This window comes from Rhodococcus sp. BP-261, assembly GCF_019835205.1.
In the GTDB taxonomy this organism is placed as follows: Bacteria; Actinomycetota; Actinomycetes; order Mycobacteriales; family Mycobacteriaceae; genus Rhodococcoides; species Rhodococcoides kyotonensis_B.
The window spans coordinates 63322-89498 of the sequence record NZ_JABUCO010000013.1; the positions used below are offsets into that span (position 1 = coordinate 63322).

The window sequence follows — 26177 nt, forward strand, 5'->3', positions numbered from 1 at the left end:
TCGTGTACCGACTGCGACCGACTGCGACGAAAGATGTGTTCGTGACGACTGCGGAAAAGATCGAGGCTCTACGGGAACGTTCGGCTCGCGCGCGCGAGCCCGGAAGCGAACGCGCGCGCGCCAAGCGCGCAGCCGCCGGGTTGCCGACTCCGCGTGATCGGATCGATGCGTTGCTCGACCCGGGTAGCTTCGTCGAATACGGCGCGTTGATGCGGGCGCCGGGCGGTGCGGACAATCCGTACGGCGACGGTGTGGTGACCGGGCGGGGAACGGTCGACGGCAGGCCCGTGGTGGTGTACTCGCACGACAACACCGTGTTCGGTGGCTCTCTCGGAGAGATGTTCGGCCGCAAGGTCGTTGCCATGATGGAGCTCGCCGCGAAGACCGCATGCCCCATCGTCGGCATCAACGATTCCGGCGGTGCCCGCATTCAGGACGCGGTGACGTCGCTGGCGTTCTACTCCGAAATCGGTAGGCGCCAGAGATTGTTGTCCGGTCTGGTTCCGCAGATTTCCATCATGCTGGGAAAGTGTGCGGGCGGAGCGGCCTACTCGCCGGCATGTACGGACTTCATCGTTGCGGTGCAGGACCAGGCGTACATGTTCGTCACGGGGCCCGACGTGCTGAAAGCGGTGACCGGCGAGACGATTTCGGCCGAGGATCTCGGCGGCGCGACGAAACAGGCGAGCTATGGCACCGTGCATCACGTCGCCGACTCCGAGGCCGACGCATTCACCTGGGTCAAGACCCTTCTCGGCTACCTGCCGAGTAGCTGCCACGAATCGGCTCCCCTGGTCAACCCGGGTTTGGAACCTCACCTGACCGACACCGATCTGGGTCTCGACTCGTTTCTTCCCGACTCGGACAACACCGCCTACGACATGCACGACATCATCACCAAGGTGTTCGACGACGGCGAGTTCCACGAAATCGGAAGTATGTACGCTCCCAACGTCATCACGGCGTTCACGAGGGCGGACGGCCGGACCGTCGGGGTGGTGGCCAATCAGCCGACGCATCTCAGCGGGGCACTCGACATCGCGAGTTCCGAGAAGGCGGCGCGGTTCATCTACATCTGCGACGCGTTCGCGATCCCGGTCGTCTTCCTCGTCGACATCCCGGGCTATCTGCCGGGACTAGAGCAGGAACGAGCCGGGGTCATCTATCGCGGCGCGAAACTCCTTGCGGCAGTGATCGAATCGACTGTTCCGAAGGTGACCGTCGTGATTCGCAAAGCATACGGCGGCGGGTATGCCGTCATGGGGTCCAAGAACCTCGGTGCCGACCTGAATTTCGCGTGGCCGACGGCTCGAATCGCGGTGATGGGCGCCGAGGGTGCCGTCGGGCTGCTGAAGCGACGGGAGATCGAGGCGGCAGGCGAGGACGGGCCGAAGGTGCGGCAGAAGTTCATCGACTTCTACAACGAGTTCGTGGCCACCCCGTACACCGCTGCGGAACGTGGATACATCGACGCGGTGATCGAGCCGTCGGCGACGCGGCTCGAGATTCGGAAAGCGCTGAAGTTGTTGGCGAACAAGACTCCTGAGCCGCTACCTCCGCGTCGCCGGTCGCTGCTGCGTCCGGTGTGACAGGAACCCGTGTGACGCATACGCCCGGCCGCCGGTTCAGCGTGTCGCGCGGTAGCGATGAACCGGTCGTCCGGCTCGGCCGTATTCGAGCCGGACGCTGAGCACCCCTGTCGACGCATAGTGTTCGAGGTATCGCCTGGCGCTGACGCGTGAAAGTCCGGCCAGCTCGGCGCATTCGCCTGCCGAGACTTCACCGCCTTCGTCGACCGCCGCCAGGACGAGTTGCCCGGTACCTGCACTGAGCCCCTTGGGGAGCGAGGCGGGTGCGGTTGCGGGGGCACCGAACAGCGAGTCGATGACGGACTGGTCCACCCCACCGGGATCGGCCAGGGCCAGCGCACGACGTCGAAAGCCGCTCAGCTTGTCCGCCAGCTGCGGATACTCGAAGGGTTTGACCAGGTAGTCGGTGACTCCGCCGTGCAGGGCTCGGCTGACGGTGTCGAGCTCTCGTGCGGCGGTGATGACGATGACGGCGGTAGCGTTGCCTTCCCCGCGCAATTGCTGCAGGGCATCGAGCCCGGACCTGTCGGGAAGGTAGACGTCCAACAGCACGAGGTCGGGGGCGTGCTCGTGAACAGCGGCTACCGCGTCGGCGGCCGTGTGGGCGACACCGACGGTCTCGAAGCCGGCGGTGGAATCGACGAACCGTCGGTGAATCTCTGCGACCATGAAGTCGTCGTCGACGACCAGCACGCGGTACTTCCGGTCAGTCACGACGATCGACTCTATCGGGTGGCAGCGACGAGGTCGGGATTCTCACCGTGAACAGGGCGCCACCGGTCGAATCGGAATCGGCGACGCGCGCGGAACCCCCGTACTGCGAGCTGACGATTCGGACGAGTGCGAGCCCGATCCCGCGCCCACCGGGCGCATCGGGTTTGGTGGTCACCCCGCGGGAGAACACTTCGGTGCGCATCTCGGCCGGCACACCGGGCCCGGAATCGGCGACCTGTATTTCGATGTCCTCGGAATCGTCGATGCTGACGACGATGCGCGCGTCGTCGGTACCGGCGGAGGCGTCGACTGCGTTGTCGACGAGGTTGCCGAGCACGGTGATGACGTCGGTCGCCAGAATCGGATCCAGTGCGGCGAGATGCGAGCCTTCCTCGAGCTCCAACGCCACCCCGGCTTCGGCCGCCAGCGAGGTCTTGGCGATCAGCAGGGCCGCCACTGCGGGATCGGAGATGGCCTGTGTGACAGACGCATTGATCTCGGCACGCCGACGGGTCAACGCGCCGACGAAGTCCGTCACCGCGGCGTGGTCGCCGAGTTGGTTCAGCCCGGAGATCGTGTGCAGTTGGTTCGCGAACTCGTGCGTCTGCGCGCGAAGAGTGTCGGTCACGGATCGATGGGAGCTGAGTTGGCTTTGCATCCTTGCCAATTCGGTGCTGTCGCGCATGGTGGTGATCGTTCCGATCCGTCGTCCCTTGCTCGAGGCCGCTCGGCGACTGAGGACCAGAACTCTCGAGGCAGTGGTCAGCACCGAATCCCCACTCCCGTCGGGATTCTTCAGGTAGTCGCGAATCGTCGGTTCCAGGGCGAGATCGTCGACGGTGCGTCCGATTGCGTCGTCGATCCCGAGAAGTTCGGCGCCCGAGTCGTTCAACACCGTCACGACTCCGTCGGGATTCACGGCGATCACTCCCTCACCGATACTGTGCAGCAACGCTTCTCGATGGTCGGCGAGATGCGCGATCTCCTCGATCTCCAGTCCCCGGGTGTGGGTCTTGACGCGTCGGGACAGCAGAATGGACCCGACCAGGCCGAGGCAGGCGCCGATGCCGAGGTAGAGAAGAAGCGGTGGCCCGGCTGCGACGAGCAGTTCCCATGTCGACGGGTAGGCCGTGCTGACCGCCACGACACCTCGGACCTCGCCCGACGGCGACAGAACGGGAACGTGACCGCTGATGGACCTACGGCCGTCGACCACAGCATCCCCGCTCCAGGCTCGGCCCTCCGGCGCGAGACTGTCTCCGAGTTCCGCGGGCCTGCCCGTCCGATCGGGAATGGACGACGCGACGATCACGCCGGATGCGCCGACGACGTCGGCAATGCCTGCGCCCGACAGATCGACCGCGCGCCCGACCTCGGGGGCGAGTACGCGGTCGGCCTCGGGTGCATTCGACTGTGCCCGCACGACGGGCGTCGACGCCAGGTTCTCCGCGACGGCGATCATCCTGGCGCTCTGACCGGCGCGGAATTCCGAGCTCGATTGGTGAATCGAGACGCCTGCGACGGCGACGAGCACCACCGCGACCACCACCAGTTGCAGCAGAAGGACCTGGCTGGCCAGGCTGCGGGGGCGTCGTCTCATACCGTCGCCGAACCCTCGGGTCACACGGACGCGATCACGTACACGACGCCGGACAGAGCGAATCCGACGATCGAGATCAACGTCTTGATGACACTCCAGGTCTTGAAGGTCGTCGGGACGTCCATGCCGAGCAACTTACCGATGAGCCAGAAACTCGCGTCGTTGACATGCGGGAAGATCGACGAGCCGGCCGCGAGCGTCAGGATCATCGCGACGGTCTGCACCGGGTTCAACCCCGCAGCCATGATCGACGCGCCCAGCAGACCTGCCGACGTCGTAATCGCCACGGTGGCCGTTCCGAGCGCGATGCGCAGGATGGCAGCGATGATGAAGGTCGACACGATCAACGGGAGACCGAGGTCGCGCAATGTCTCGGCCAAGGCGTCGCCGATGCCACTTGCCAGCAGTACCGCACCGAACATGCCACCCGCGCCGGTGATCAGTACGACGGGTGCGATGGGCTTCAGCGCATTGTCGAGCAGATCCTCGACGTAGTCGGCTGTGCGGCCTCGGCGAAGCGCGAGTACGTACGTCGACACCAGAACGGTGATGAGGAGCGCGACGGGTGTGGATCCGATGACCTGGGGAACGGTGACCCAGGGAGACTCGGCGTCCAGCGTCCCGGTGCGTGCTGCCGTCGTGACGGCCGTGTTGGCGAAGATCAACACCAGCGGAAGCATGAGCAACGCGATGATGGTGCTCGGCTTCGGTGGGTCCTCGACGGTCTCGACCCGCGGTCCCCCACTCAACAGGTCCGGTACCGGAAGGTCGATGCGTCTACCGATGAACGTGCCGTAGAGGTATCCCGCGATGTACCACGTGGGAACCGCCACGACGATTCCGATGAGGATCGTCAGGCCGACGTCGCCACCGAGCAGGACGGTCGATGCCACCGCGCCCGGATGCGGGGGAAGGAAGACATGCATCGTGGACAACGCTGCCGCTGCAGGCAATACGTACAGCAGCACACTCCCACCCAGTCGACGCGCGACGCTGAAGATGATGGGGAGCATCACCATGAACGCTGCATCGAAGAAGATCGGGAAGCCGAACAGCAGTGACGCGACGCCGAGCGCGAACGGAGCACGTTTGTCGCCGAACCTGCGAATCAGGGCGTCGGACAGTGCTTGGGCGCCACCACTGATCTCCGCCAGACGCCCGAACATGGCTCCGAGTCCCACCAGCAGCGCCACCTCGCCGAGGGTGGCGCCGAAGCCGTCGATCAGTACGTCCTGGATCTCCGAGATGGGGATCCTTGTCGCGAAAGCTGTTGCTATCGAGACGATCACGAGTGCAAGGAGCGGGTGCACCTTGAACTTGATGATCATCACCAGCAGCACTGCGATCGCCACGAGTGCGATCGAGAGCAGGGCCGGTGTGGAGAGGGTCTGGACCCAGTCGTCCACGAGAAGTCCTTCCGTGATTCTTTTCTAACGAGGTATATGGAGATCTTCGAGCGTGCGTCGCATTCGAAGATCCTCTGCCGCAAGGAATTCGGAGAATTCATCACCCGGCAGGAAGGAATCGGCCCAGCGATGCCGAGCCAGGGCGTCGTGCCATTCGTCGGACTCACGCATCGTGCGCAGCACGTCGACGATGTCGTTTCTGGTCACAGCGGGAATGTCTGGGGGAGCGACGAATCCGCGCCAGTTCGTGAACTCCAGATCGATTCCGGAGTCGCGGAGCGTCGGGGCATCCTCGGTCGGGTTCGACACCGCCAGTATCCGTAGCGATCCCGCGTCGACCTGATCGATGTACTCACCTGCGCCCGCGATTCCCACGTCGACGCTGCCGTCGATGATCGCGGTGAGGAGGTCGCCCGCGCCGTCGAAGGTGACGATGTCGAGCGTGTTCGGATCGATCCCGATCGTCCGGGCGAGTTCGACTGCGAAGACGTGGTCCGGTCCGCCGACGGCCGAACCCGCGCCGACGGTGAAGGCACGGGGATTCGCACGCCAGGCTTCTGCGAGCGACGCTGCCGAACCGAGAGGGGAAGCCTCTCCGACCACGAGAGCCTCGGGCTCGTCGACGAGTCGCGCGAGTGCTGTGGCGTCGGACAGTTTCCACGGTGAGTTGTCCACCTGCGCGGCGCCGACGACGCCCACACCGACCATCGCGATCAAGTTCTCGTTGCCCGACTCGCGCATCAGCCGCGCGAGCGCGACCGATCCGCCACCGCCGACGACGTTGAACTTCTCGATCGACCCGGTGAGGTCACGGTTCTCGAGGATGCGAGACGCGGTCCGAGCGGTGACGTCGTAACCGCCGCCCGGGGTATTCGGGATGAGCATCCGTAGTCCGGAGAGGTCCGGTTCCGACGACAGCGCCGAGCAACCGACCGACAACGCCAGCGGGAGGGCCGCCAGGGTCGTCAGTGCGCGTCGTCGCGTCATCTGGTTCGAGATGTTCATCGACGTTCATCTTGCCGACGGTCGTGACCGTCGTCACGTATACGAAACCATTGGACGTATTGGTCTTTGTGGTCGCTCGGCGCCGGCCCTGGCGTGTATCGGCGCTCGCCTAGAGTGTGGTGTGCAGCAATTCTGGGACCGCATTTCCGCGGTGAGTCCTGACCCGCCCGCGTGGATCGTTCAGGTGGCCGCGGTGACGGCGCTACTGATAGTCCTGATTCCGCAGACCTGGCGGATCGCGCGCAACGTCGTGACGATTGCTCACGAGGGCGCGCATCTGTTCGTCGCGTTGATCACCGGCAGACAGTTGATGGGCCTTCGTCTGCATTCCGACACGTCCGGAGTTGCGATCTCGAAGGGAAAGCCGACCGGGCTCGGCGTCGTCGCCATGACGTTCGCCGGCTACGTCGGGCCGTCGTTGCTGGGGCTCGGCGCCGCTCTCGTACTGGGCACGCAGCATGCCGTGGCGGTGCTGTGGATCGGCGTGATCTCGATTGCGTTGATGCTGACCATGATTCGCAATTTCTATGGATTGCTGTCGTTGGTCACGGTCGGCGCGCTGCTGTTCGCCGTGTCCTGGTGGGGAACGGGCGAACAGCAGGTCGCGGCCGCGTACTTCATCACGTTCTTCCTGCTGATCGCAGGGCCGAGGCCCGTCCTCGAGCTGCAGCGGTCGCGCAGCGCGGGACGGGCCAGGGATTCCGACGCGGATCAGTTGGCCCGGCTGACGTTCCTTCCCGGAATCGTCTGGGTGGGCCTGTTCCTGCTGGTTACCGTCGGCTCTCTTGCAGTGGGAGCGTGGCGGATTCTGGTTCCGGTGCAGTGACTTCGGGGGCGGCGACGGGGTCGTTGCCGGTGAAGTAGAACATCGCCCGCCGGGCGTCGACTTGTTGCTCGGTGATGGCGAGCTGGCCGCGGCCTTTGGAGAAGAATGCGGTGAGCCAGGAAATGACGGTGGTCAGGCGGCTGCGGAAGCCGACGATGTAGAGCAGGTGGACCAGCAGCCACATGACCCAGGCGATGAAGCCGGTGATCTTGATGGGTCCGACCTGTGCGACGGCGGAGAACCGTGACACCGTTGCCATCGAGCCCTTGTCGAAGTACTTGAACGGGGTGCGCTCGGGAACGTCCTTGCCTGCACGCACGGCCTCGACGCCGTCTTCGATGACCCGGGCTGCGTAGCGTCCGCCCTGGATGGCGACCTGGGCGACGCCGGGGAGCTTGTCCAGACTCATCATGTCGCCGACGACGAACACCTCGGGGTGTCCGGGCAGGGTCAGGTCCTTGTTCACCAGGACGCGGCCCGCGCGGTCGATCTCGGCGCCGGACTGCTCGGCGAGGGTCTTACCGAGGGGGCTGGCGGCGACACCGGCCGACCAGACCTTCGTCTTCGCCGAGATGCGTCGCACGGTGCCGTCACTGTCCTTGACGGTGAGGCCGTGGGCGTCGAGGTCGGTGACCATGGCGCCGAGTTGGATGTCGACGCCCATCTTCTCGAGCCGCTTGGCCGCGGACTGGCCGAGGGAGTCGGCGAACGGCGGCAGGACTTTCGGGGCGGCGTCGAGGAGGATGACCTTCGCGCTGCGGGAGTCGATGTGGCGGAAGGTGCCGTCGAGAGTCTTGTTCGCGAGTTCGGCGATCTGTCCTGCCATTTCGACGCCGGTCGGGCCTGCGCCGACGACGACGAAGGTCAGGAGCTTCTCGATCTCGGCGGGATCGGTGGCGAGTTCGGCCTGGTCGAAGGCGCCGATGATGCGGCCGCGGAGTTCGAGGGCGTCGTCGATGGTCTTCATGCCGGGGGCGTATTCGGCGAAGTGGTCGTTACCGAAGTAGGACTGCCCTGCTCCTGCGGCGACGATGAGGCTGTCGTAGCTGGTCTCGGTGACGCGCTCGAGGAACTGGCTGGTGACGACTCTGTTCTCGAGGTCGATTGCGTTGACTTCGCCGAGGATGACCGAGGCGTTGTGCTGGTCCTTGAGGATCAGGCGGGTCGAGGGTGCGATCTCGCCTTCGGAGAGGATGCCGGTGGCCACCTGGTACAGCAGTGGCTGGAACAGGTGGTGGGTGGTCTTCGCGATCAGCGTGACGTCGACATTGGCCTTACGCAGTTGTTTCGCTGCGAACAGGCCGCCGAACCCGGAGCCGATGATGACGACGTGATGCCGGTGCACCCGCTGCGCGAGGGCTGGGGTGAGTTCTGGCGTGTTGGACACGGCTGCGTTGGAGGCAGACATGGATGTGTCCTTCCGAGTTCGGGACGGGCCGGTTCGCGGTCTGTCGTGTGTGCTGTGTCACGATGGTGCTTGAAGAGTACACCACTTCGTGTGCATATGTTAAGACAATTTTGACCGGTCTAAGAAATTACCGTCGAGCTGGCGGCGGTCCCACCACGACGAGGTCCAACTCGGCGCGAGCGCGAGCAAATCCGGACTCGGGGAACGAGCCGGGATTCAACTCGTCGTGGACGTTGTCGTCCGTGGGTGTGTTCATGTATTCGAAGAATTTCTCGAAGATGCCGGTGGTGAGAATCCCGAGCATCTGAGTGCTGTTACCGTCGAACGCGAAGCTGTGGACCGTTCCCGCGGGTGCGTGTACGAAGTCGCCCTTCGTGAGCAGGATCTCCTGGCCGTTGACGTGCAGCAGAATTCTGCCCTCGGTACAGAAGAAGTTCTCGGTGTGTGCGCGGTGGAAGTGCCGGGGAATGTAGGGGCTCTTGGCGCCCCGCGTGTGCACCGCGAAGTAGGTACCAGCGGTGTTCCTGGAGCGCGCAAGGTAGGTGTTGAGCTGCCCCGAGCTCTTCCACCGCTCACCCTCGCCCGCCTTGACGACGAACGGTGTCGCGTGATGGGGCAGCGCCTTCCCGGTCAGTGCCGGGCGGTCGACCTTCTCGAGGTCCGCGTAGCGGATTCCGAACTGATCGGCGAGCTCCGAATCGCGCAACGGCGAACTGGTTCCGGTGAACACGTGCGACTGGGTGGCGGTGCCCTGCGCCGTGGCCATGGCATGGCCGTCCCCGGCGGTGGTCCAGCTCAGAAACTTGTTGGCGTGAGCCGTCATTCGGTACGCGTACGGGGTGCCCGCCGGGATCGTGGCGGAGTCGCCGGGGATGAGGACCTGGGTCTCGCGGGGGAGCCACAATTGGATTCGGCCTTCCAGAACGTACAGGAAGGTGTGCTCGCGATCGTGTGCAACGAACGGAGTCTCCACGCCCTTGCCTCCGTAGACGTAGGCGGCGCCGAATTGCCCGCCGGTGTCCTCCGGGCGAGCGATGACGGTGACGAGTTGACCACCGAGGTCGTACCGAAGGCCCTCGCCGGACGAGATGAAGTAGGGAGCGCACCGCCCCGGTAGGCGATCGACTTCGGGAATCAGCGAATGTGTGTCCTCGATGGACGGAATCTCTGAGGTGGTCACGCGGAAAGTCCTTGTCCTAGATGGTGTTCGAAGAATCGTGCAATGATGTCCATCGACAGATGGCCGTGCGTCGTGGTGTCGCGTCGGATCTCGGCAGGGGCGTCGGGCTCGGCTTCGAGCCGACCCTGGTCGAGAAAGACGCCCGGACCCAACTCGAGAACGGTGCCGGGGTTGAAGAATCCGTGCCCGAAGTTCTGCACGAGGTACAGGGTGGAATCGTGGCGCGCCGTGCGTAACGCGTCGTGCAGCGCGATGCTGTGCGACGCAGGGACGAGTGTGTCCGCGGTGCCGTGCGCGATCAGAAACGGCGGGACGCCGGTGCCGACCTGCCATGCAGGGCTTGCAGCTCGGGCGAGTTCGACGTTCTCGCGTAGGGGGCCGCCCAGTAAAGCGGCCTCGGGTGAGTCGTCGCTCTGGCTCTCGAAGGTCGTCGGTCCGTAGCCGTCGACGACGGCCTGAACGGCACTGCTGACGCCGTGTGGCTCCTCGCCGTCGAGAGCGAGTCGACTCGAATGGATGCCGGTCAGTGCAGCGAGGTGTCCGCCTGCGGACGATCCCCACATACCGATCCGGTTCGGGTCCACCCCGAACTCGTCGGCATGGTTCCTCAGCCACCGAACGGCCGCGCGGACGTCGTGTAGCTGGCCGGGGAACGTCGTGCCCGGAGTAAGTCGGTAGTCGATCGAGACCATGACGAAACCGCGTTCGACGAAGTGGCGTGCGAAGTCGGGTCGCGCTTTCCTGTCCTGCATCCGCCACCCGCCACCGTGCACCCACACGATCGCGGGGCGATTCGATGCCCCATCGGGGGCGACGACGTCGAGTAGAAGGCCGGGTGCGAACTCGATGTCGAGGTTCTCCATGCATCAACCGTACACCAAAACAAAGGATTCCTTGTTTTCGTCGAAAGACGGGCGCGAGTACTGTCGTGCGTCATGGCGCGTGGGAGGTACTCCGTCGGAGACGAGCGAAGGCAGCACATCGTCGAGGCGGCAGCGGCGCGATTCGCGAGCGAGGGGTACCACCGCACCGCGATGACCACGATCGCGTCGGACGTCGGTATCAGCGAAGGTGGGCTGCTCCACCACTTCCGATCGAAGAAGCATCTGCTCGTGGCCGTCGCGCAGGAGCGCTTCGAATCGTCCGCGAGGTGGTGGGACGCGTTGCCCGACGACGTGATCGGGCTGGCGACGCTTCAGTACATGGTCGATGCGACGCGTCGATATCTCGCCGAGCCGGGGCTGATCTCGTTGGTCGTGCTGGTCAACGCCGAAGCTGCGGACCCGTCGAGCCCGGCGCACGAGGTGTACGCAGGTCGGTACGACATCGCGGTGCAAGGATTGGGTGAGCGCCTGCGAGCCGGGATCGACCGTGACGGCTTGGACCCCGACATCGACTACGACGCCGTCGCGCGTGAATGCCTGGCCGTCAGCGACGGACTACAGCTGCAATGGGTCATGAGCAACGGGACGATCGACATCGTCGCCGGCGTGAAGGCGCACATCGACCGTCTCGGACCGGCGCTGCGTCGTCGAGGAACTACCTGATTCGGCCGGGCTAGCGGTCGTGCGTCGTGCGGTCGTGTGGCGTGTTGTCGTGCGGGGTGCGCTCGCCTGTGTTGCGATCCACGTCGAACACCACATCGGGTGAATCCGGATGGTACACAACGGGAGTCGGGTCTTGCGCGTTCTTCGCACTTGCGCGGAAGCACAGCAGGCCGGTCGTGAAGATGGCGATCACGGCGATGCCTGCGATCAACGCCCATCCTTCGAAGCCGCCCCCGAGGGCCACGATGAATAGCCCGGCGGACACCAGGCCGAGCAACATGCAGGCGAGTCCGGTGCGATTCTCGGCCGTCTTGATCCAGCGAGGGTTACGTGGTTTCTTCTGCTCTGCCATGGTCCTCAGTCCCTTCAGGTTGCCGTCGGTGCGCACGAGTGGCTGCCGTGTCGCATACCCGGCAAACCGGGACTTACACGTGAACGAAGGAGCGGTGGTGGCCCGCGTCCGACCGTCTAAGCTTTCCGCATGGAGCGCCCCGCCGTAGTTCTCGAAAACGATCAGGCCGTCTACGACTTCTATCTACGGCACCAACAGAACCGGCAGGTTGCGCGTCTCGCCTATGCAGCCCTCGCCCGACGCTTCAAGCCTCGGCTGAGTTACCCCGACGGTGCACGCGAGGAGTTGCGCAGGCTGGTCTACGACGACGCGCGGCTGATCATCGCCATCAATCACCTCACCGAGACCGACCCCTACACCGTCGCGGCCACGGCATGGTCGAGTCCGCTGCGTCCCGTCATCGGTCGCACCCGGGTGCTGGCGAAGGACGAGCTGTTCCAGGAATCGAAGCAGCGCAGGCGAATCGACATGATGGGCGGCATCCCCGTGTTTCGCGGCAAGAATCACGGCATGCGGGCCGTCAGCGCAGCAGGGAACCGCATGATGGACATCAGCGCCGAAAGAATGCGACGGGGAGACGACCTCGCGGTCTTCCCCGAGGGCACGTGCAATCTGGAGGATCCGACGCAGGTCCAAAAGGTCGGCAGCGGGATCGGCCATATCGCAGTGCGGGCGCGGAAACTCGGGGTCGAACCGATCCTCGTCTGCATCGGTCTGAGCTACGGGCCCGAATCGACCAAGCTGAAGTCCGCGTCGGTGTACATCGACACGCCGATCCGAGACCTACCGGACAAACCGATCGACATTGCCCGGGTCGTGTCGACCGGACTGCAGAAAGCCGTCGACGGTGCGGTAGCTGCGTACTGAGGTTTGGTAGAAACAGTTCGAGGTTCTCATCGATCGCAACTTCAGGAGATGCACGTGAGTGATCAGATCAAGACTGCCGTAGTGACCGGAAGCGCCCGCGGAATCGGCGCAGCCGTCGCCAAGCGTCTGGCCAAGGACGGATTCGGTGTCGCTGTCGTCGACCTCGACGAGTCCGCCTGCGCGGACACCGTCGGCGCCATCCAGTCCGCGGGCGGGCACGCCGTCGCCATCGGCGCGAACGTCGCCGACGAAGAATCGGTTCGAACCGCAGTGGACCGGATCGCCTCCGAGTTCGGTGCCCCGACCGTTCTCGTCAACAATGCGGGCATCACCCGTGACAACCTTCTGTTCAAGATGACCGTCGACGATTGGGATTCCGTTCTGGGCGTGCATCTTCGCGGCTCGTTCCTGATGACGCGTGCGGTGCAGAAGCACATGATCGATGCGAAGTGGGGTCGCATCGTCAACCTGTCGAGCACGTCGGCTCTCGGCAACCGTGGACAGGCGAACTACGCGGCCGCCAAGGCGGGTATGCAGGGCTTCACGAAGACCCTCGCTATCGAGCTCGGCAAGTTCGGTGTCACCGCCAACGCCATCGCACCCGGCTTCATCGAGACCGAGATGACGGCGGCCACCGCGGAGCGAGTCGGAGTGCCCTTCGAGGACTTCAAAGCCGCTGCGGCAGCCCAGATTCCGGTCAACCGCGTCGGACATCCCGACGACATCGCGCACCTCGCGTCGTTCTTCGTCAGCGAGGGTGCAGGCTTCATCTCGGGTCAGGTCGTGTACGCCGCGGGCGGCCCGAAAGATTAGTGCGGCTTCGCCGCCCGTGCGTGGATGGTCGGACTCTGGGCCAACTAGCCACGCACGGGTGGGTGCGCACTGCGGTACGCGGGCGACTTCGCCCCCTTGCCGGTATCGAGAGTCCGCAGCAGCGGCATCGAGCGGTAGGGAATCAGAATCGACAGAACCACCACGCTCGTCGATCGCACGACGACGCCGGAACGATTGAGTTCCAGTAGTACGTGCTGCAAGCCCATGTGCGACGCGGCCGCGATCCGGCACAGCACATCCCCGGCTCCCGTCGTCGCGAACGCTTCGAGAACGCCTGGGATGGACGACAGTTCGTCGGTCACGCTGTCCAGTGCGCCCTGCGCGATCTCCAGGGTGACGAACGCCTGGACCCCGAAACCTGCCGCTTCGACGTCGAGTCGAGGTTCGTAGCCGGCGACGACGCCGCAGTCTTCGAGCTTCTTCATCCGTGCCTGCACAGTGGCGCGTGCGATCTTCAAGCTCCGAGACAGTTCGAGCACTCCGGCCCTCGGACGTTCGTGAACGGCCTCGAGCACCGCGAAGTCCAGCGCATCCAGCTCCATGTGAGCAAAGTGTAGAGAAAGAGTGCGTGGTCGTGTGCAGGATTCGGCAATCGGCCTAGCTGTTGCTCGTCCGATTGACTACCTGGTCGCGATCCTCTGTGGTAGCAGCATGAGCATCGATCAGCTACTCACCGACGACGAACGACTCGCTTCTCTCGACGCCCGTGCGCTGCGCCAACTCGTCGGACTGGTGGAGTACGACGCCTCGGCCGATCCGTTTCCGGTGAACGGCTGGGACGCGCTGGTGTGGGTCGTCGGGAACGCGACGCAGACAGCGCACTTCTTCCGATCCGCATTCGGCATGGAACTGGTGGCCTATTCGGGGCCGACGACCGGCCACCGTGATCGGCACAGTTACGTTCTGACCAGTGGCGCAGTGCGATTCGTGATCGAGGGGGCGGTCGACCCGTCGAGCGAACTCGTCGAGCACCATCGGCGACACGGTGACGGCATCGTCGACGTCGCGTTGGCGGTACCCGACGTCGACAAGTGCATCCAGCATGCGCGACGGCAGGGCGCGACCGTGCTCGTCGAGCCGTACGACGTCTCCGACGAGCACGGGGTCGTACGGCTCGCATCGATCGGCACGTACGGGGACACGCGGCACACCCTCGTCGACCGGTCGCGGTACACGGGCCCTTACCTACCGGGGTACACGGCGCGTGCTTCGGCGGGACATCGACACGGCCGCACAGTATTCCAAGCGCTCGACCATGTCGTCGGCAACGTCGAGCTCGGCAACATGAATCGATGGGTCGACTTCTACCACCGCGTCATGGGGTTCACCGACATGGCCGAGTTCGTCGGCGAGGACATCGCCACCTACTACTCGGCGTTGATGAGCAAGGTAGTGGCCAGCGGAGACCACCGAGTGAAGTTTCCGCTCAACGAGCCGGCCGTCGGGAAGAAGCGTTCGCAGATCGACGAGTATCTGGACTTCTATCGCGGACCGGGTGTGCAGCACATCGCCCTTGCGACGCAGGACATTCTGCGATCCGTGGACGTGCTGGTCGAGGAGGGCATCGAGTTCCTGGCGACACCGGAGTCCTACTACCAGGATCCGGAGTTGCGTGCGCGCATCGGCGACGTCCGTGTGCCGGTGGAGGAACTTCAGAAGCGCGGCATCCTCGTGGACCGTGACGAGGACGGCTATCTGCTGCAGATATTCACCAAGCCGCTCGTCGACAGGCCGACGGTGTTCTTCGAGCTGATCGAACGCCACGGCTCGCTCGGCTTCGGCATCGGGAACTTCAAGGCACTGTTCGAGGCGATCGAGCGCGAACAGGCGGCGCGGGGGAATTTCTGAGTGCGCCTTCGGCGCCCGTGCGCGGATAGTCGGCCTATGGACCGACTTTCCGCGCACGGGTGGCGCAGCCGCACTCAGTAGGTGTAGAAACCTTTGCCCGTCTTGCGGCCGAGTTGTCCGGCGTCGACCATGCGCTGCAGCAGAGGCGGCGGCGCGTAGTGCGGCTCACGGAATTCGGCGTACAGGGATTCGGCGACGGCCAAGGTGACATCCAGTCCGACGGTGTCGGTCAGACGCAACGGACCCATCGGGTGCGCGCAACCGTTGACCATGCCGTCGTCGATGTCCTCGGCGCTCGCGAAGCCGGACTCGAGCATGCGAATCGCCGACACGATGTAGGGGATGAGAAGGGCGTTGACGATGAAGCCCGCGCGATCACCGGAGCGAATGGTCTTCTTGCCCAACGTGTTCGCTGCGTAGTCGGTGACCGCAGCAACGGTGTCTTCCTCGGTGACGAGGCTGACGACGATCTCCACGAGCGGCAGCACCGGCACCGGGTTGAAGAAGTGGACACCGACGACCTTGCCGGGCCGCTTCGTCGCGTTCGCCATCTTGATGACCGGGATCGACGACGTGTTGGTCGCCAGAATGCCTTCCGGCTTCACGATCGCGTCGAGCTTGCCGAACAGCTCCAGCTTGAGCGATTCGATCTCGGGTGCGGCCTCGACGACGAGATCGCGGTCCGCGAAATCGTCGATATCGAGCGTGAGAGTGATTGCCGTACGGGCTTTCTCGGCAGCGTCGGCCTCGATGCGACCGGACTTGACGGCGCGCGCGAACGACTTGTCGAGCCGAGCCTCGGCCGCGTCGGCTGCTTCCTGGGTGGTCTCGAGCACGATGACCGAGGATCCCGAGCGGGCTGCGACCTCGGCGATACCTGCGCCCATCGTGCCACCGCCGATGACGCCTACGAGTTCGATGCTCATTTCAGCAGCGCCCGCGACATGACGACACGCTGAATCTGGTTGGTGCCCTCGTAGATCTGCGTGATCTTGGCGTCGCGCATCATGCGCTCGACCGGGAAGTCGGTCGTGTAGCCGGCACCACCGAACAGCTGGACGGCGTCGGTGGTGACCTCCATGGCGACGTCGGACGCGAAGCACTTCGATGCGGCGGAGATGAAACCGAGGTTCTTCTCACCGCGCTCGGCGCGCGCAGCGGAGGTGTAGACCATGAGGCGCGCGGCTTCCACCTTCATCGCCATGTCGGCGAGCATGAACTGCACCGCCTGGAAGTTGCTGATGGACTGCCCGAACTGCTTGCGGTCCTTCGTGTATTCGATCGCGGCGTCGAGTGCACCCTGCGCGAGGCCGACGGCCTGAGCGCCGATGGTGGGACGCGTGTGGTCGAGCGTCTGCAGCGCCGTCTTGAAGCCGGTGCCGGGTTCGCCGATGATGCGATCGCCGGGGATCTTGCAGTTCTCGAAGTAGAGTTCGGCCGTCGGCGAGCCCTTGATGCCGAGCTTCTTCTCCTTGGGGCCGACGACGAATCCTTCGTCGTCCTTGTGCACCACGAACGAGGAGATGCCGTTGGCGCCCTTGTCGGGATCGGTGACGGCCATGACCGTGTACCAGTCGGACTTGCCGCCGTTGGTGATCCAACACTTCGAGCCGTTGAGGACCCAGTCGTCACCGTCGGCCGCGGCGCGGGTACGCATGCTCGCAGCGTCGGAACCGGCCTCACGCTCGGACAGTGCGTACGACGCCATCGCACCACCGGCGAGCGACGGAAGGACCTGCTTCTTCAGCTCGTCGGAGCCGTTGAGGATGAGGCCCATCGTGCCGAGCTTGTTGACGGCGGGGATCAACGACGACGATCCGCAGACGCGTGCGACCTCTTCGATGACGATGCACGTCGCGACGGAATCTGCACCCTGGCCGTCGTACTCCTCGGGGACGTGAATGGCGTTGAAGCCCGAGTTGTTGAGAGCGGTCAGCGCCTCTTCGGGGAAGCGCGAGTTCTCGTCGACGTCCTTCGCGTACGGCGCGATCTCCTTCTCGGCGAGCGCACGAATGGCTGCGCGCAACTCGTCGTGCTCCTCGGGAAGCTTGAAGAGATCGAAGTCCGGGTTTCCGGCCATGAGCGGCTGTCTCCTTGGTATCGATCGTCGGCACTGAGTGCCACGGATGGTTCCAGAGTACGGCGGTCGGCGTCGCGAATCAAGGGCCGGTTGGCACTCGGTGCCAGGTGGTCGCGTGCGAATCCGCATCGATGGGCCGCGGCAGTCGATAGACGGCTCGAGAGCGCCATCGATGCGGTCGGAATGCGGGCGAAACGCCCGGTCAGCGCCCCAGCTGCTCCGAAATCGCGTCGACGACGGCATCTCGCGACGCCCCGCGCGGGAACACGGCGACGACGACCTCGTCCGACGACGGCTGAAAGCTGGCCCTGACCTTTGACAACGCGGCCTGCAGGTCCGCAGGCGCGGTCGCGACGCCGTCGCGGATCATGCGTCGCAGCACGAAGTTGTGGGTAGCGGTGACCGTCGCACAGAACTGGATCGTCTCGAGGTGCGAGTGGTCGGGGACGGCCCCACGCAGATAGTCGACGAAGAGGCGCTCGTAGCGGAATACTGTCACGATCTCCCTGTCACGCAGTGCCGGATTGACGTGCACCACCTGGTAGCGAAGTGTCGCGTACTCCTTCCACCCGGAGAACCGATCGAACACGAGCTGGGCGGCGTCGCAGACCGCGACCCAGGGATCGTCGTGGTCACGGTCGAGGAACTCCGCGGCCTGGGTCAGCAGGATTTCGTGATCGGCGAAGATGACGTCGTCCTTGCCACGGAACTGCCGAAAGAACGTCCGACGCGAAATGCCGGCGGCCTCGGCGATGTCGTCGACCGACGTCGCGTCGTATCCGTTGGCGGAAAACAGGTCGAGGGCAGCTTTCGCCACGGCAAGGCGAAAGGCGTCGGAATCCTCGGTGTCTCGCATAGCTGACGAACGTAGCGGAATCCCTCGGCGCCCTGCTACTGGCGGTAGGGTCACCGGTAAGCAGTGCCACGTGGGAAGGAAAGAAGATCTTGGCTCTCGTCGCAGGTATCGATTCGTCCACCCAATCGTGCAAAGTGTTTGTCCGCGATGCCGATTCGGGAGAGCTGGTGCGCAGCGGGCGGGCCAAGCATCCCGACGGCACCGAGATCGACCCGGCGGCGTGGAAGGACGCGCTCGACACCGCAGTCGCCGACGCGGGCGGTCTCGACGACGTCGACGCGGTGGCCGTCGGCGCGCAGCAGCACGGAATGGTCTGTCTCGACGACGGGGGCGATGTCGTGCGGCCGGCCTTGCTCTGGAACGACATCAGGTCGGCGGCTTCGGCGCGCGACCTCGTCGACGAGGTGGGCGCGCAACAGTGGGCCGATGCCGTCGGCGTCGTCCCGCTCGCGTCGATCACCGTCAGCAAGCTGCGGTGGCTCGCGGACAACGAGCCCACGAACGCGGATCGTACTGCGGCCGTGTGCCTTCCGCACGACTGGTTGAGTTGGCACCTCGGTGGCGCAGGCAGCCTCGACACCCTGGCCACCGATCGCGGTGACGCCAGCGGCACGGGATACTTCTCCGCGGCCACGAACACGTACCGCGAAGACTTGCTGGAACTCGGTATGCGAGGCCGTAAGCCGCGGTTGCCGCGGGTCGCGGGACCGTCGGAACGCATCGGGGAGACGGCGAGCGGCGCGATCATCGGGCCCGGCACCGGCGACAATGCCGCTGCCGCACTCGGACTCGCGGCAGGTGTCGGTGACGTCGTCGTATCGATCGGTACGTCGGGTGTCGTCTCCGCGGTCACCGACGTCGGGGCGGCCGACCCGTCGGGCATCATCGCCGGATTCGCCGACGCCACCGGCAGGCAGCTGCCGCTGGTCTGCACGCTCAACGCCGCCCGGGTGCTCGACGCGACGGCGTCGCTTCTCGGCGTCGATCACGACGAATTGTCTTCGCTGGCATTGTCCACCGCGAGCGATGGCCTGGTGCTGGTGCCGTACTTCGAAGGGGAGCGGACGCCGAACCGGCCGGATGCGTCCGGTTCGATTCACGGTCTGCGACTGAACAATTCGACACCGGGGCATCTGGCGCGTGCCGCGGTCGAAGGGCTGCTGTGCGGGCTGGCCGACGGTATCGACGCGCTACGCGCGGCCGGGATCGAGACGCGACGGGTGCTGCTCATCGGCGGCGGCGCGAAGTCCGCGGCAGTTCGTGAGCTGGCGCCTGCGATCTTCGGTGTACCCGTCGTCGTGCCGGAGCCGGGCGAATACGTCGCCGACGGTGCTGCACGACAGGCGGCCTGGACACTCGCCGGCACCGCGGAACCACCGCAGTGGGCGTCGGCGCGCGCTCGGACGTACGAGGCGGATCCGACGCCTACGATTCGGGAGCGATACGCCGAGGCCGCCTCCCGCCCGTGAGCGCGAATGCACAGCCGGCAGGAGCGTAGCCTGCGGAGCGACCCGAAGGCGCTGTACATTCGCACTCACGAGAGGAGCTGCTGGCCGATCAGAACGACGGCACCGACGGTCGAGACCGCGATGGCCGTCAGCCTCAACCGGCGGCGGTCCATGACGCGATTCACGAAGCGCGACAACACGTAACCGAGAATCGCCGCCGGCGTCAGCAGCAGAAACAACCACGCGGTGTGCAGCGTGACCGCACCGGCGGCGGCGAGCGCGACCAGCGACAGGACCGAACCGACCAGAAAGAAGGCGCTCATCGTCGAGCGCAACTTCGCTCCGGTGTTCCGCTGCCACACCAGCGCCATCGGTGGGCCGCCGATCGACGTCGCCGTCGCGAGCAGTCCGGATGCCGCGCCTGCGACCACGAGATTTCGTCTGCGCGGCAATGGAATCCATCCCAGAGACGTCAAGCCGATACCGAGCAGAACGACGAACGCGAGCATCAAGGCCAGTCCGCGCTCGGGTAGCGCGACCAGGAGCAGAGCGCCGGCGATGGTGCCCGGCACCCGACCCGCGAGTGCCCAGCTCGCTCCGGACAGGTCGAGCGCCGTCCCGTCGCGAATGAGCACCATCGTGCTGACGACGATCGCCAACATGATCAGCGTGCCGGGCACCAGACCCGGGTCGACGATCGCGACGATCGGTGCCGCCAACATGCCCATCCCGAAACCGATCGACGCCTGCATCGCCGATGCGAAGAAGATCGAGGCGGCGACGACTGCGAACCCGACCGTGGTCAGACCCCCTATCACCCGGCGGCCACGAGGCCGAGGTCGTCGTCGACGAGCGGGTAGTGGCATTCGGCCATGTGGTCGGATTCGTTGCGGTCCAACGCAACCGGCGGCGCATCCGAGCTGCACTTGTCGGTCGCCTTCCAGCAGCGCGTCCGAAAACGGCAGCCCGACGGCGGGTTCAGCGGCGACGGCACCTCGCCCTTCAACAGGATGCGCTCGCCGCGCGCCTCCGCGTCGAGCTTGGGTGCTGCCGACATCAACGCTGCCGAGTACGGGTGGCTCGGGCGGTCGAAGACGGCCTCGGTCGCACCGGACTCGACGATCCGACCGAGGTACATGACGGCCACACGATCGGCGACGTGGCGCACCACGGACAGGTCGTGCGAGATGAACACGTACGAGATCCCGAGCTGCTTCTGCAGGTCGTTCAGCAGATTGAGGACCTGCGCCTGCACGGAGAGATCCAACGCGGACACCGGCTCGTCGCAGATGATCACGTCGGGGTTCAATGCCAACGCACGCGCGATTCCGAGACGCTGACGCTGGCCGCCGGAGAACTCCTGCGGGAATCGGTACTCGTCGCTGGGGCGAAGCCCCACGAGGTGCAGAAGTTCGCGCACCCGAGCGGAGCGGTCGCGGCGAGTCTTGTACAGCCCCTTGTGTGTTCGCCACGGTTCACTGATGATGTCGGCTGCGTTCATGCGGGCGTTCAGTGACCCGTACGGGTCCTGGAACACCATCTGTACGCGTCGGCGAAAGCCCAGCAGTTCCTTGCCGCGCAGACCGAACGGGTCGACGCCGTCGAAGTTCACCGTTCCGCCATCCGGGCGTTCCAGCATCATCAGCGTTCGTGCGAGAGTGGATTTACCACAACCGGATTCGCCGACGAGGCCGAGTGTTTCACCGCGGCGCAGGTCGAGGTCGATCGAATCGAGTGCGCGGAGGTTGCCGCCGCCCACCTTGAAGGTCTTGTTCAATCCGCGGACCGTCAACAACTGATCAGACATGGGACACCTCGTTCGAGAAGTGGCAGGCAGAGAAACGACCGTCGCCGACGGCTTCCAGCGTGGGTCGCTGCGCGCGACAGATGTCCCGTGCGAGAGGACATCTGGCTTGGTAGACACACCCGTCGGGGATGGAATGCAGATCGGGCGGAGTGCCGCCGATGGATTTCAGATCCTCACCGCGCGCCGCGTGCACGGGTACCGAGTCGAGCAGACCCTTGGTGTACGGATGGCGTGGGTTCGCGAAAACCTCCGACACGAGCCCGGTTTCGACGACGTTGCCGGCATACATGATCGCGACGCGGTCGGCCTCCTCCGCGACGAGCGCGAGGTCGTGCGTGATGAGGATGACCGCCATGTCGTGTTCGGTGCGCAGTTCGCGCAGCAGCGTCATGATCTGAGCCTGCACGGTCACGTCGAGCGCGGTGGTCGGTTCGTCGGCGAGCAGCACCGACGGGCTGAGCGCGACGGCCATCGCGATGAGCAAGCGCTGACGCATACCTCCGGAGAACTGGTGAGGATACGAATCGGCGCGGGACTCCTGCTGCGGGATGCCGACGCGTCGCATCAGCGAAATGGCCTCCTCGCGTGCAGCTTTCGCCGACATACCGCGGTGAATCCGGAATGGCTCGGCCAACTGGGTGCCGACGGTGTACACGGGGTTCAGTGCCGTCAGCGCGTCCTGGAAGACGATCGCCAATTCGGTGGCCGCGATGTGGCGTCGAACCTTGGTCTTGGCGGTCACCAGATCGACCCAGCCCTTCGTGTCACTGCCGAGTTCCACGGAACCATCGGTGATATCGGCGATCGGTTCGAGCAGTCCGACGACGGCTTGCGCGGTCATGGACTTACCGCAGCCGGACTCGCCGAGGAGAGCGAGGGTTTCGCCGCGCCGCGCGCTGAACGTGACGTGATCGACGGCTCGGATCACCCCCGACGGCGTGCGTAGGTCGACCGTCAGATCGCGGACGTCCATGGCGACCCGGTCGGTGTCGGGGCGGACGACGGCAGGTGCACTCATGAGACGACCTTTCGGACGGGAACGAGGCGGGACTTGGCGGAACGGGGGACGGTCAGGCGCCACCGCTGCGCCGGGTCGGTCGCGATGCGTGCCCAGGCGGCGAGCACGGTGGCCGACACGGTGGTGATGACGATGGCGAGGCCGGGGAAGAACGACAGCCACCATGCGGTCTGCAGATAGGTGCGGCCCTGCGCGACCATGAGACCCCAACTGACGTCGGGCGGCTGTATACCGATGCCCAGGAAGCTGAGCGACGATTCGGCCAGCATGACGAAGCAGAAATCAAGCGTGGCGACGGTCAGCAACGTGGGGAGCAGGATGGGCGCGACGTGACGTCGGATCACCGCGCCGCTCGACGCGCCGAACGTGCGGGCGGCGTCGACGAACAGCCGACTCTGCAGTTCCGCGGACTCCGCACGCGCAGTGCGGAGGTAGATCGGAATACGCGTGATCGCAAGGATCAGAACGATGTTCGCGGCGCTGGGCGAGAAGACGTACAACACGACGACGGCCATGAGCAACGACGGAAAGCTCATGATGACGTCGGCGACGCGCATCGCCGTGGTCTCGCGCCATCCCCGGTGGTAGCCGGCCCACATTCCGATGATCGAGCCTACGATCGCCGACAGGATGACTGCGGGGATCGCCACCGACAGCGTGGTCTGGCACGCGACGATCAATCGTGCGAGCATGCTGCGTCCGAGAGGATCGGTCCCGAGGACGTTCATCCACCCGGTATCGAGGGTGAACGGCGGGAGGTTCGACCGACTCAGATCCTGGTCGGTGGCTGCGTCGCCGACGAGCATCGGCCCGAAGATCGCCGTCAGGAACACCAGGACGAGAATCCCGGCGGCGACGGTGGCGACTCGGTCACGCAGCAGCAGCCGCCACAGCGGAGCGGAGCTCGTACGGGAAGTAGGCTTTCCGGCCGGAACCTCCTCGGGCTCCGACGTTTTCGGTGCGTCGAAATCGAGTGACATGGTGGCCTCCTAGACCTTCGCCTTGTCGCGAACACGGGCGTCGAGCAGTGCGTAGCAGGCGTCGATGACGATGTTGAGAAGGAAGATGCTGACGGCCGTCAGCAGAACGGCCGCTTGGAGAACCGCGAAGTCGCGCTGCAGGATCGCGTCGATCATGAGCTTGCCGATGCCGGGCCACCCGAAGATCGCTTCGACGACGACGGCTCCGTTGACGAGACCGACCATCAGGTCGCCCGCGACGGTCAGTGCCGGGGCTGCGGCGTTGCGCAGTGCGTGGTGCGTGACGACGCGAACATCGCTTGCGCCTTTGCTTCTCGCGAGTCGAACGTAGGGCGCGGACAACGCAGCGACCATCGCTCCGCGGACGACCTGGGTGAGGACGCCGAGCGGACGGATCAGCAGCGTGGCGATCGGGAGGATCCAGGACAGCATTCCCGCACCGGTGCCCGACGTCGGCAGCACCCCGAACGTGACGGCGAACAGCCACACACCCATGATCGCGAACCAGAAGTCCGGGATGCTGGCCGCGGTCATGGACAGCAGGCTCGAGACGCGGTCGGCGAGCGAGTTGGGGCGGTAGGCGGCCCAGCATCCGATGACGATCGCGCCGAGAACGGCGAGGAACATCGTCATGAACGCGAGCTGCAGCGTCGCGGGGAATGCGCGCAACGCCATCGTCGACGCGGCCTCACCGGTGCGCAGGGAGTCGCCGAAATCGAGATGCACGACGCCCTGGAGGTAGTCCCAGAGTTGCGTCAGCAGAGGCTGATCGAGCCCGTTCGACGCCCGGAACGCCTCGCGCTGAGCCTGAGTCGCGGATTCGGGGAGGTAGAGGCTCGTCGGGTCACCGGTGAGTCGCGCCAGTAGGAACACGCCCAACAGGACGACGATCAGCGGCACGAGGCTGGTGTAGATCCGGCGACGGAGGAATCTGAACATGTTCGGCCTCAGTCCGTTTCGGTGGAGTCGTTGCGCGTCATCGCTGCGAGATGCATCTCGTCGACGGTTGCGGAGTTGGGTGTGTAGTCGACCGAGTCCGCCTTGGCGAGAACACCTTCCATATGGGCGATGAACGCCATCTGCATGATGTCCGCGGGCTCGTCGGCGAAGAGCTGTTCGTACGCTTCCTGACGCGCATCTCCGGTGAGGGCCGCGGCCTCGTCGACGCGCTCGTCGAATTCCGCTGTGCCACCGGCGCTCTGGAAGCCGTCGCTCTTCAGGTACTGATCGGCGGTGAACGCCGCGTCGCCTGCCTGATTGCCGTGCTGGATGACGAGTAGATACGGCCCGACGTTCGGGAACGGACGTTCCTGGTACTCGGCGGTGCCGGCGGAGTCCGTCATCTCGATGGAGACGTTCATGCCGATCTTCGACAGTGCATGCTGGACGACTTCGAGTGTCTCGTTGACCTTGGGGAACTGCCCGGTCCGTCCGATCAGCCGGATGGGGGCGTCGACGGGAACGCCGTCGGCGCGGGCTTCGTCGATGAGTTGCTGTGCCTTCTCGGGGTCGTACGGCCACGGGGTCAACTCGTCGTTGTATCCGATGACGCCGTCCGAGATCAGCTGCGCTGCAGGCTTTCCGAGGCCCTGGAACAACGCGTCGACGATGCCGTCGCGGTTGACCGCGTAATTGATCGCCTGACGCACGCGCATGTCGTCGAGAGGGGGCTCTTCGAGCTGGATGCGAACAGCCGTCGTCTCGTTGTTGGGGTACGAGACTCCGAGGTCGCCTGCGCCGTCCTCCGGTCCGAGTGACGTCGCGATCTCGGCCTCGCCGTTGGAGACCATCGAGGCGCGGACGCTGCCCTCGCTACGCCACTGGTAGGTAGCGCGAGCGTAGTCCGGCTTGTCGCCCCAGTACGTCTCGTTGCGGACCAGCGACAGGCGCTGTCCGTACTCCCAGTTGTCGATGGCGTACGGGCCCGTACCGATCGGCTCGCGGACGCGTTCGGTCATGCTGTACGTCCGCGGCACCATCTCGATGAACGACAGTTTGAGCGGGAGAATGGGGTCGGCAGCAGGCGCGGCGACGCTGATCGTCAGCGGATCGACGATGCGGACGTCGAGGTCGGCGTCGCCGAAGACGTAGCCTTCGACGTTGCATCCGAGGTCCGAGTTGACGGCTCTCTCGATCGAGTGTGCCGCGTCCTCCGCCTCGAACGGGCTACCGTCGCTGAACGTCACTCCGGGGTGCAGCGCGAACGTCCACTCGCGGTCCGAGACCTGGGTCCAGGAGTCGGCGAGCTTCGGTTCGAGTGTGCCTTCGCTCGGGTTCCGCTCCATCAACGGTTCGGTGATGTTGGACCGAGTGACCACCCCGATGGAGGTCATGGACACGTCGCAGGCTTCCAGCGTCGGAGGTTCTTCCTGCAGGACGATCCGTAAAGTATCCGCGCTCGCGGCCGTGCCGGCGCCGGAGTTCGCGACCGTGCATCCGGTGGCGATCATCGAAAACGTAAGTGCGCCAGCGATGGTGATCGCGGTGCGCGTGGTCCGTCCCTGCTGCACTTCGAGTGCAGGGCTCATGGGGGCCTCCAAAGGGGAGAATGTGACGGGCTGTCGCCGCGTGTGACGGTAGCCACACGTTATGAGGGGGGTGTAGAGCCGTCAACCGGCGCTGGCGCCGTATGCAGGGAGTTTCGTGGGTCACATCGGTGCTGCGTAAGCCGCCCAGCTCACAGCGCAGGGCATCTGACCTGGTAGAACGAGGTGTGGTTAGGTCACCCATGCTTGCGGCCCAGGCTCTATCATGCCGTTTGAGTATCAATCCATGTTATTTACGTGTTGGACAGGTATCCGACGGGCGACAT

At 65.2% G+C, this 26177-nt stretch carries 25 protein-coding genes; 7 read left to right on the forward strand and 18 right to left on the reverse strand.

Annotated features, from left to right (window positions below; genetic code table 11):
- Positions 1 to 35 precede the first annotated feature (35 nt).
- On the forward strand, positions 36 to 1589 hold the full coding sequence (locus HQ354_RS15510; RefSeq protein ID WP_222635133.1) for an acyl-CoA carboxylase subunit beta: 1554 nt from the start codon (positions 36 to 38) through the stop codon (positions 1587 to 1589).
- Between the two features lie 36 nt (positions 1590 to 1625).
- Here the strand turns inward: HQ354_RS15510 and HQ354_RS15515 are convergent, their stop codons facing one another.
- The 4 genes from HQ354_RS15515 to HQ354_RS15530 are packed head-to-tail and all read right to left on the reverse strand — an operon-like array spanning position 1626 to position 6314.
- Positions 1626 to 2303 carry a response regulator gene (locus HQ354_RS15515; protein ID WP_302050735.1) on the reverse strand — a complete coding sequence of 226 codons (678 nt, stop codon included), beginning with the start codon at positions 2301 to 2303 and terminating at the stop codon, positions 1626 to 1628.
- Complete coding sequence (locus HQ354_RS15520; RefSeq protein WP_068427342.1) at positions 2296 to 3903, reverse strand: ATP-binding protein; 1608 nt, start codon at positions 3901 to 3903, stop codon at positions 2296 to 2298. Before HQ354_RS15520 ends, HQ354_RS15515 begins: the two co-directional genes overlap by 8 nt.
- Before the next feature lie 20 nt (positions 3904 to 3923).
- Positions 3924 to 5309: a GntP family permease gene (locus tag HQ354_RS15525; RefSeq protein ID WP_222635132.1), complete on the reverse strand. Its 1386-nt coding sequence runs from the start codon at positions 5307 to 5309 to the stop codon at positions 3924 to 3926.
- A gap of 24 nt (positions 5310 to 5333) precedes the next feature.
- Positions 5334 to 6314 carry a tripartite tricarboxylate transporter substrate binding protein gene (locus tag HQ354_RS15530; protein ID WP_068427250.1) on the reverse strand — a complete coding sequence of 327 codons (981 nt, stop codon included), beginning with the start codon at positions 6312 to 6314 and terminating at the stop codon, positions 5334 to 5336.
- A gap of 121 nt (positions 6315 to 6435) precedes the next feature.
- On the opposite strand from HQ354_RS15530, the gene HQ354_RS15535 reads away from it, so the two are divergent.
- Entirely contained in the window at positions 6436 to 7140 is a 705-nt protein-coding gene (locus tag HQ354_RS15535) for a M50 family metallopeptidase (protein WP_068427248.1), read from the forward strand.
- Here the strand turns inward: HQ354_RS15535 and HQ354_RS15540 are convergent.
- From HQ354_RS15540 to HQ354_RS15550, 3 genes are all read right to left on the reverse strand, one after another.
- Positions 7085 to 8548, reverse strand: a complete 1464-nt coding sequence (locus HQ354_RS15540) for an NAD(P)/FAD-dependent oxidoreductase (RefSeq protein ID WP_222635131.1) — start codon at positions 8546 to 8548, stop codon at positions 7085 to 7087. The genes HQ354_RS15535 and HQ354_RS15540 overlap by 56 nt on opposite strands.
- A gap of 127 nt (positions 8549 to 8675) precedes the next feature.
- Positions 8676 to 9728: a quercetin 2,3-dioxygenase gene (locus HQ354_RS15545; protein WP_068427246.1), complete on the reverse strand. Its 1053-nt coding sequence runs from the start codon at positions 9726 to 9728 to the stop codon at positions 8676 to 8678.
- Entirely contained in the window at positions 9725 to 10591 is an 867-nt protein-coding gene (locus tag HQ354_RS15550) for an alpha/beta hydrolase (RefSeq protein WP_068427245.1), read from the reverse strand. The genes HQ354_RS15545 and HQ354_RS15550 overlap by 4 nt, the downstream gene beginning before the upstream one ends.
- A 72-nt stretch (positions 10592 to 10663) precedes the next feature.
- Here HQ354_RS15550 and HQ354_RS15555 point away from each other — a divergent pair, with 72 nt between their 5' ends.
- Positions 10664 to 11275 carry a TetR/AcrR family transcriptional regulator gene (locus HQ354_RS15555; protein WP_068427241.1) on the forward strand — a complete coding sequence of 204 codons (612 nt, stop codon included), beginning with the start codon at positions 10664 to 10666 and terminating at the stop codon, positions 11273 to 11275.
- A gap of 10 nt (positions 11276 to 11285) precedes the next feature.
- Here HQ354_RS15555 and HQ354_RS15560 read toward each other — a convergent pair whose 3' ends face one another.
- A complete protein-coding gene (locus HQ354_RS15560; protein WP_068427340.1) occupies positions 11286 to 11627 on the reverse strand; it encodes a hypothetical protein in 342 nt (113 codons plus the stop codon).
- Positions 11628 to 11756: 129 nt separating this feature from the next.
- Here HQ354_RS15560 and HQ354_RS15565 point away from each other — a divergent pair, with 129 nt between their 5' ends.
- Both HQ354_RS15565 and fabG read left to right on the forward strand, forming a co-directional pair.
- Positions 11757 to 12494 (forward strand): 1-acyl-sn-glycerol-3-phosphate acyltransferase, encoded by a 738-nt coding sequence (locus tag HQ354_RS15565; protein WP_068427240.1) that lies wholly within the window; start codon positions 11757 to 11759, stop codon positions 12492 to 12494.
- Positions 12495 to 12542: 48 nt separating this feature from the next.
- Positions 12543 to 13307 (forward strand): 3-oxoacyl-ACP reductase FabG, encoded by a 765-nt coding sequence (fabG, locus tag HQ354_RS15570; protein WP_206030985.1) that lies wholly within the window; start codon positions 12543 to 12545, stop codon positions 13305 to 13307.
- A 44-nt stretch (positions 13308 to 13351) separates the two neighbouring features.
- Here fabG and HQ354_RS15575 read toward each other — a convergent pair whose 3' ends face one another.
- Positions 13352 to 13870 carry an Lrp/AsnC family transcriptional regulator gene (locus HQ354_RS15575; protein WP_222635130.1) on the reverse strand — a complete coding sequence of 173 codons (519 nt, stop codon included), beginning with the start codon at positions 13868 to 13870 and terminating at the stop codon, positions 13352 to 13354.
- A gap of 109 nt (positions 13871 to 13979) precedes the next feature.
- Between HQ354_RS15575 and hppD the strand changes: the two genes are divergently transcribed.
- Entirely contained in the window at positions 13980 to 15176 is a 1197-nt protein-coding gene (gene hppD, locus HQ354_RS15580; protein WP_222635129.1) for a 4-hydroxyphenylpyruvate dioxygenase, read from the forward strand.
- A gap of 74 nt (positions 15177 to 15250) precedes the next feature.
- Here the strand turns inward: hppD and HQ354_RS15585 are convergent, their stop codons facing one another.
- The 3 genes from HQ354_RS15585 to HQ354_RS15595 all read right to left on the reverse strand — a co-directional run bounded on the left by HQ354_RS15585 (position 15251) and on the right by HQ354_RS15595 (position 18112).
- Positions 15251 to 16096 (reverse strand): 3-hydroxybutyryl-CoA dehydrogenase, encoded by an 846-nt coding sequence (locus tag HQ354_RS15585; RefSeq protein WP_068427605.1) that lies wholly within the window; start codon positions 16094 to 16096, stop codon positions 15251 to 15253.
- A gap of 2 nt (positions 16097 to 16098) precedes the next feature.
- Positions 16099 to 17256, reverse strand: a complete 1158-nt coding sequence (locus HQ354_RS15590; RefSeq protein WP_068427511.1) for an acyl-CoA dehydrogenase — start codon at positions 17254 to 17256, stop codon at positions 16099 to 16101.
- A 202-nt stretch (positions 17257 to 17458) separates the two neighbouring features.
- Positions 17459 to 18112, reverse strand: coding sequence for a TetR family transcriptional regulator (locus HQ354_RS15595; RefSeq protein ID WP_068427513.1), 654 nt, complete (start codon positions 18110 to 18112; stop codon positions 17459 to 17461).
- 89 nt (positions 18113 to 18201) lie between these two features.
- On the opposite strand from HQ354_RS15595, the gene xylB reads away from it, so the two are divergent.
- Entirely contained in the window at positions 18202 to 19581 is a 1380-nt protein-coding gene (gene xylB / locus HQ354_RS15600) for a xylulokinase (protein ID WP_068427515.1), read from the forward strand.
- Positions 19582 to 19646: 65 nt separating this feature from the next.
- Here the strand turns inward: xylB and HQ354_RS15605 are convergent, their stop codons facing one another.
- Genes HQ354_RS15605 through HQ354_RS15630 form a run of 6 tightly spaced genes read right to left on the reverse strand, consistent with a single transcriptional unit; the run spans position 19647 to position 25893 of the window.
- Positions 19647 to 20378 carry a sulfite exporter TauE/SafE family protein gene (locus HQ354_RS15605; protein ID WP_084423826.1) on the reverse strand — a complete coding sequence of 244 codons (732 nt, stop codon included), beginning with the start codon at positions 20376 to 20378 and terminating at the stop codon, positions 19647 to 19649.
- Complete coding sequence (locus tag HQ354_RS15610; protein ID WP_068427517.1) at positions 20375 to 21367, reverse strand: ABC transporter ATP-binding protein; 993 nt, start codon at positions 21365 to 21367, stop codon at positions 20375 to 20377. The genes HQ354_RS15605 and HQ354_RS15610 overlap by 4 nt, the downstream gene beginning before the upstream one ends.
- Positions 21360 to 22385 (reverse strand): ABC transporter ATP-binding protein, encoded by a 1026-nt coding sequence (locus tag HQ354_RS15615; RefSeq protein WP_222635128.1) that lies wholly within the window; start codon positions 22383 to 22385, stop codon positions 21360 to 21362. The genes HQ354_RS15610 and HQ354_RS15615 overlap by 8 nt, the downstream gene beginning before the upstream one ends.
- Positions 22382 to 23365, reverse strand: a complete 984-nt coding sequence (locus HQ354_RS15620; RefSeq protein ID WP_068427520.1) for an ABC transporter permease — start codon at positions 23363 to 23365, stop codon at positions 22382 to 22384. Before HQ354_RS15620 ends, HQ354_RS15615 begins: the two co-directional genes overlap by 4 nt.
- A 9-nt stretch (positions 23366 to 23374) precedes the next feature.
- Positions 23375 to 24304, reverse strand: coding sequence for an ABC transporter permease (locus tag HQ354_RS15625; RefSeq protein ID WP_068427525.1), 930 nt, complete (start codon positions 24302 to 24304; stop codon positions 23375 to 23377).
- Positions 24305 to 24312: 8 nt separating this feature from the next.
- Complete coding sequence (locus HQ354_RS15630) at positions 24313 to 25893, reverse strand: ABC transporter substrate-binding protein (RefSeq protein ID WP_222635127.1); 1581 nt, start codon at positions 25891 to 25893, stop codon at positions 24313 to 24315.
- Positions 25894 to 26177: the final 284 nt, after the last annotated feature.

Bases quoted from the DNA above. Each gene is read 5' to 3' on its own strand.
- HQ354_RS15610 (WP_068427517.1), bottom strand. From the start codon at position 21,367: ATGTCTGATCAGTTGTTGACGGTCCGCGGATTGAACAAGACCTTCAAG.
- HQ354_RS15590 (WP_068427511.1), bottom strand. From the start codon at position 17,256: ATGGCCGGAAACCCGGACTTCGATCTCTTCAAGCTTCCCGAGGAGCAC.
- HQ354_RS15595 (WP_068427513.1), bottom strand. From the start codon at position 18,112: ATGCGAGACACCGAGGATTCCGACGCCTTTCGCCTTGCCGTGGCGAAA.
- HQ354_RS15550 (WP_068427245.1), bottom strand. From the start codon at position 10,591: ATGGAGAACCTCGACATCGAGTTCGCACCCGGCCTTCTACTCGACGTC.
- HQ354_RS15520 (WP_068427342.1), bottom strand. From the start codon at position 3,903: ATGAGACGACGCCCCCGCAGCCTGGCCAGCCAGGTCCTTCTGCTGCAA.
- hppD (WP_222635129.1), top strand. From the start codon at position 13,980: ATGAGCATCGATCAGCTACTCACCGACGACGAACGACTCGCTTCTCTC.
- HQ354_RS15625 (WP_068427525.1), bottom strand. From the start codon at position 24,304: ATGTTCAGATTCCTCCGTCGCCGGATCTACACCAGCCTCGTGCCGCTG.
- HQ354_RS15565 (WP_068427240.1), top strand. From the start codon at position 11,757: ATGGAGCGCCCCGCCGTAGTTCTCGAAAACGATCAGGCCGTCTACGAC.
- HQ354_RS15630 (WP_222635127.1), bottom strand. From the start codon at position 25,893: ATGAGCCCTGCACTCGAAGTGCAGCAGGGACGGACCACGCGCACCGCG.
- HQ354_RS15620 (WP_068427520.1), bottom strand. From the start codon at position 23,365: ATGTCACTCGATTTCGACGCACCGAAAACGTCGGAGCCCGAGGAGGTT.
- HQ354_RS15560 (WP_068427340.1), bottom strand. From the start codon at position 11,627: ATGGCAGAGCAGAAGAAACCACGTAACCCTCGCTGGATCAAGACGGCC.
- HQ354_RS15540 (WP_222635131.1), bottom strand. From the start codon at position 8,548: ATGTCTGCCTCCAACGCAGCCGTGTCCAACACGCCAGAACTCACCCCA.
- HQ354_RS15555 (WP_068427241.1), top strand. From the start codon at position 10,664: ATGGCGCGTGGGAGGTACTCCGTCGGAGACGAGCGAAGGCAGCACATC.
- HQ354_RS15615 (WP_222635128.1), bottom strand. From the start codon at position 22,385: ATGAGTGCACCTGCCGTCGTCCGCCCCGACACCGACCGGGTCGCCATG.
- HQ354_RS15530 (WP_068427250.1), bottom strand. From the start codon at position 6,314: ATGAACATCTCGAACCAGATGACGCGACGACGCGCACTGACGACCCTG.
- fabG (WP_206030985.1), top strand. From the start codon at position 12,543: ATGCACGTGAGTGATCAGATCAAGACTGCCGTAGTGACCGGAAGCGCC.
- HQ354_RS15575 (WP_222635130.1), bottom strand. From the start codon at position 13,870: ATGGAGCTGGATGCGCTGGACTTCGCGGTGCTCGAGGCCGTTCACGAA.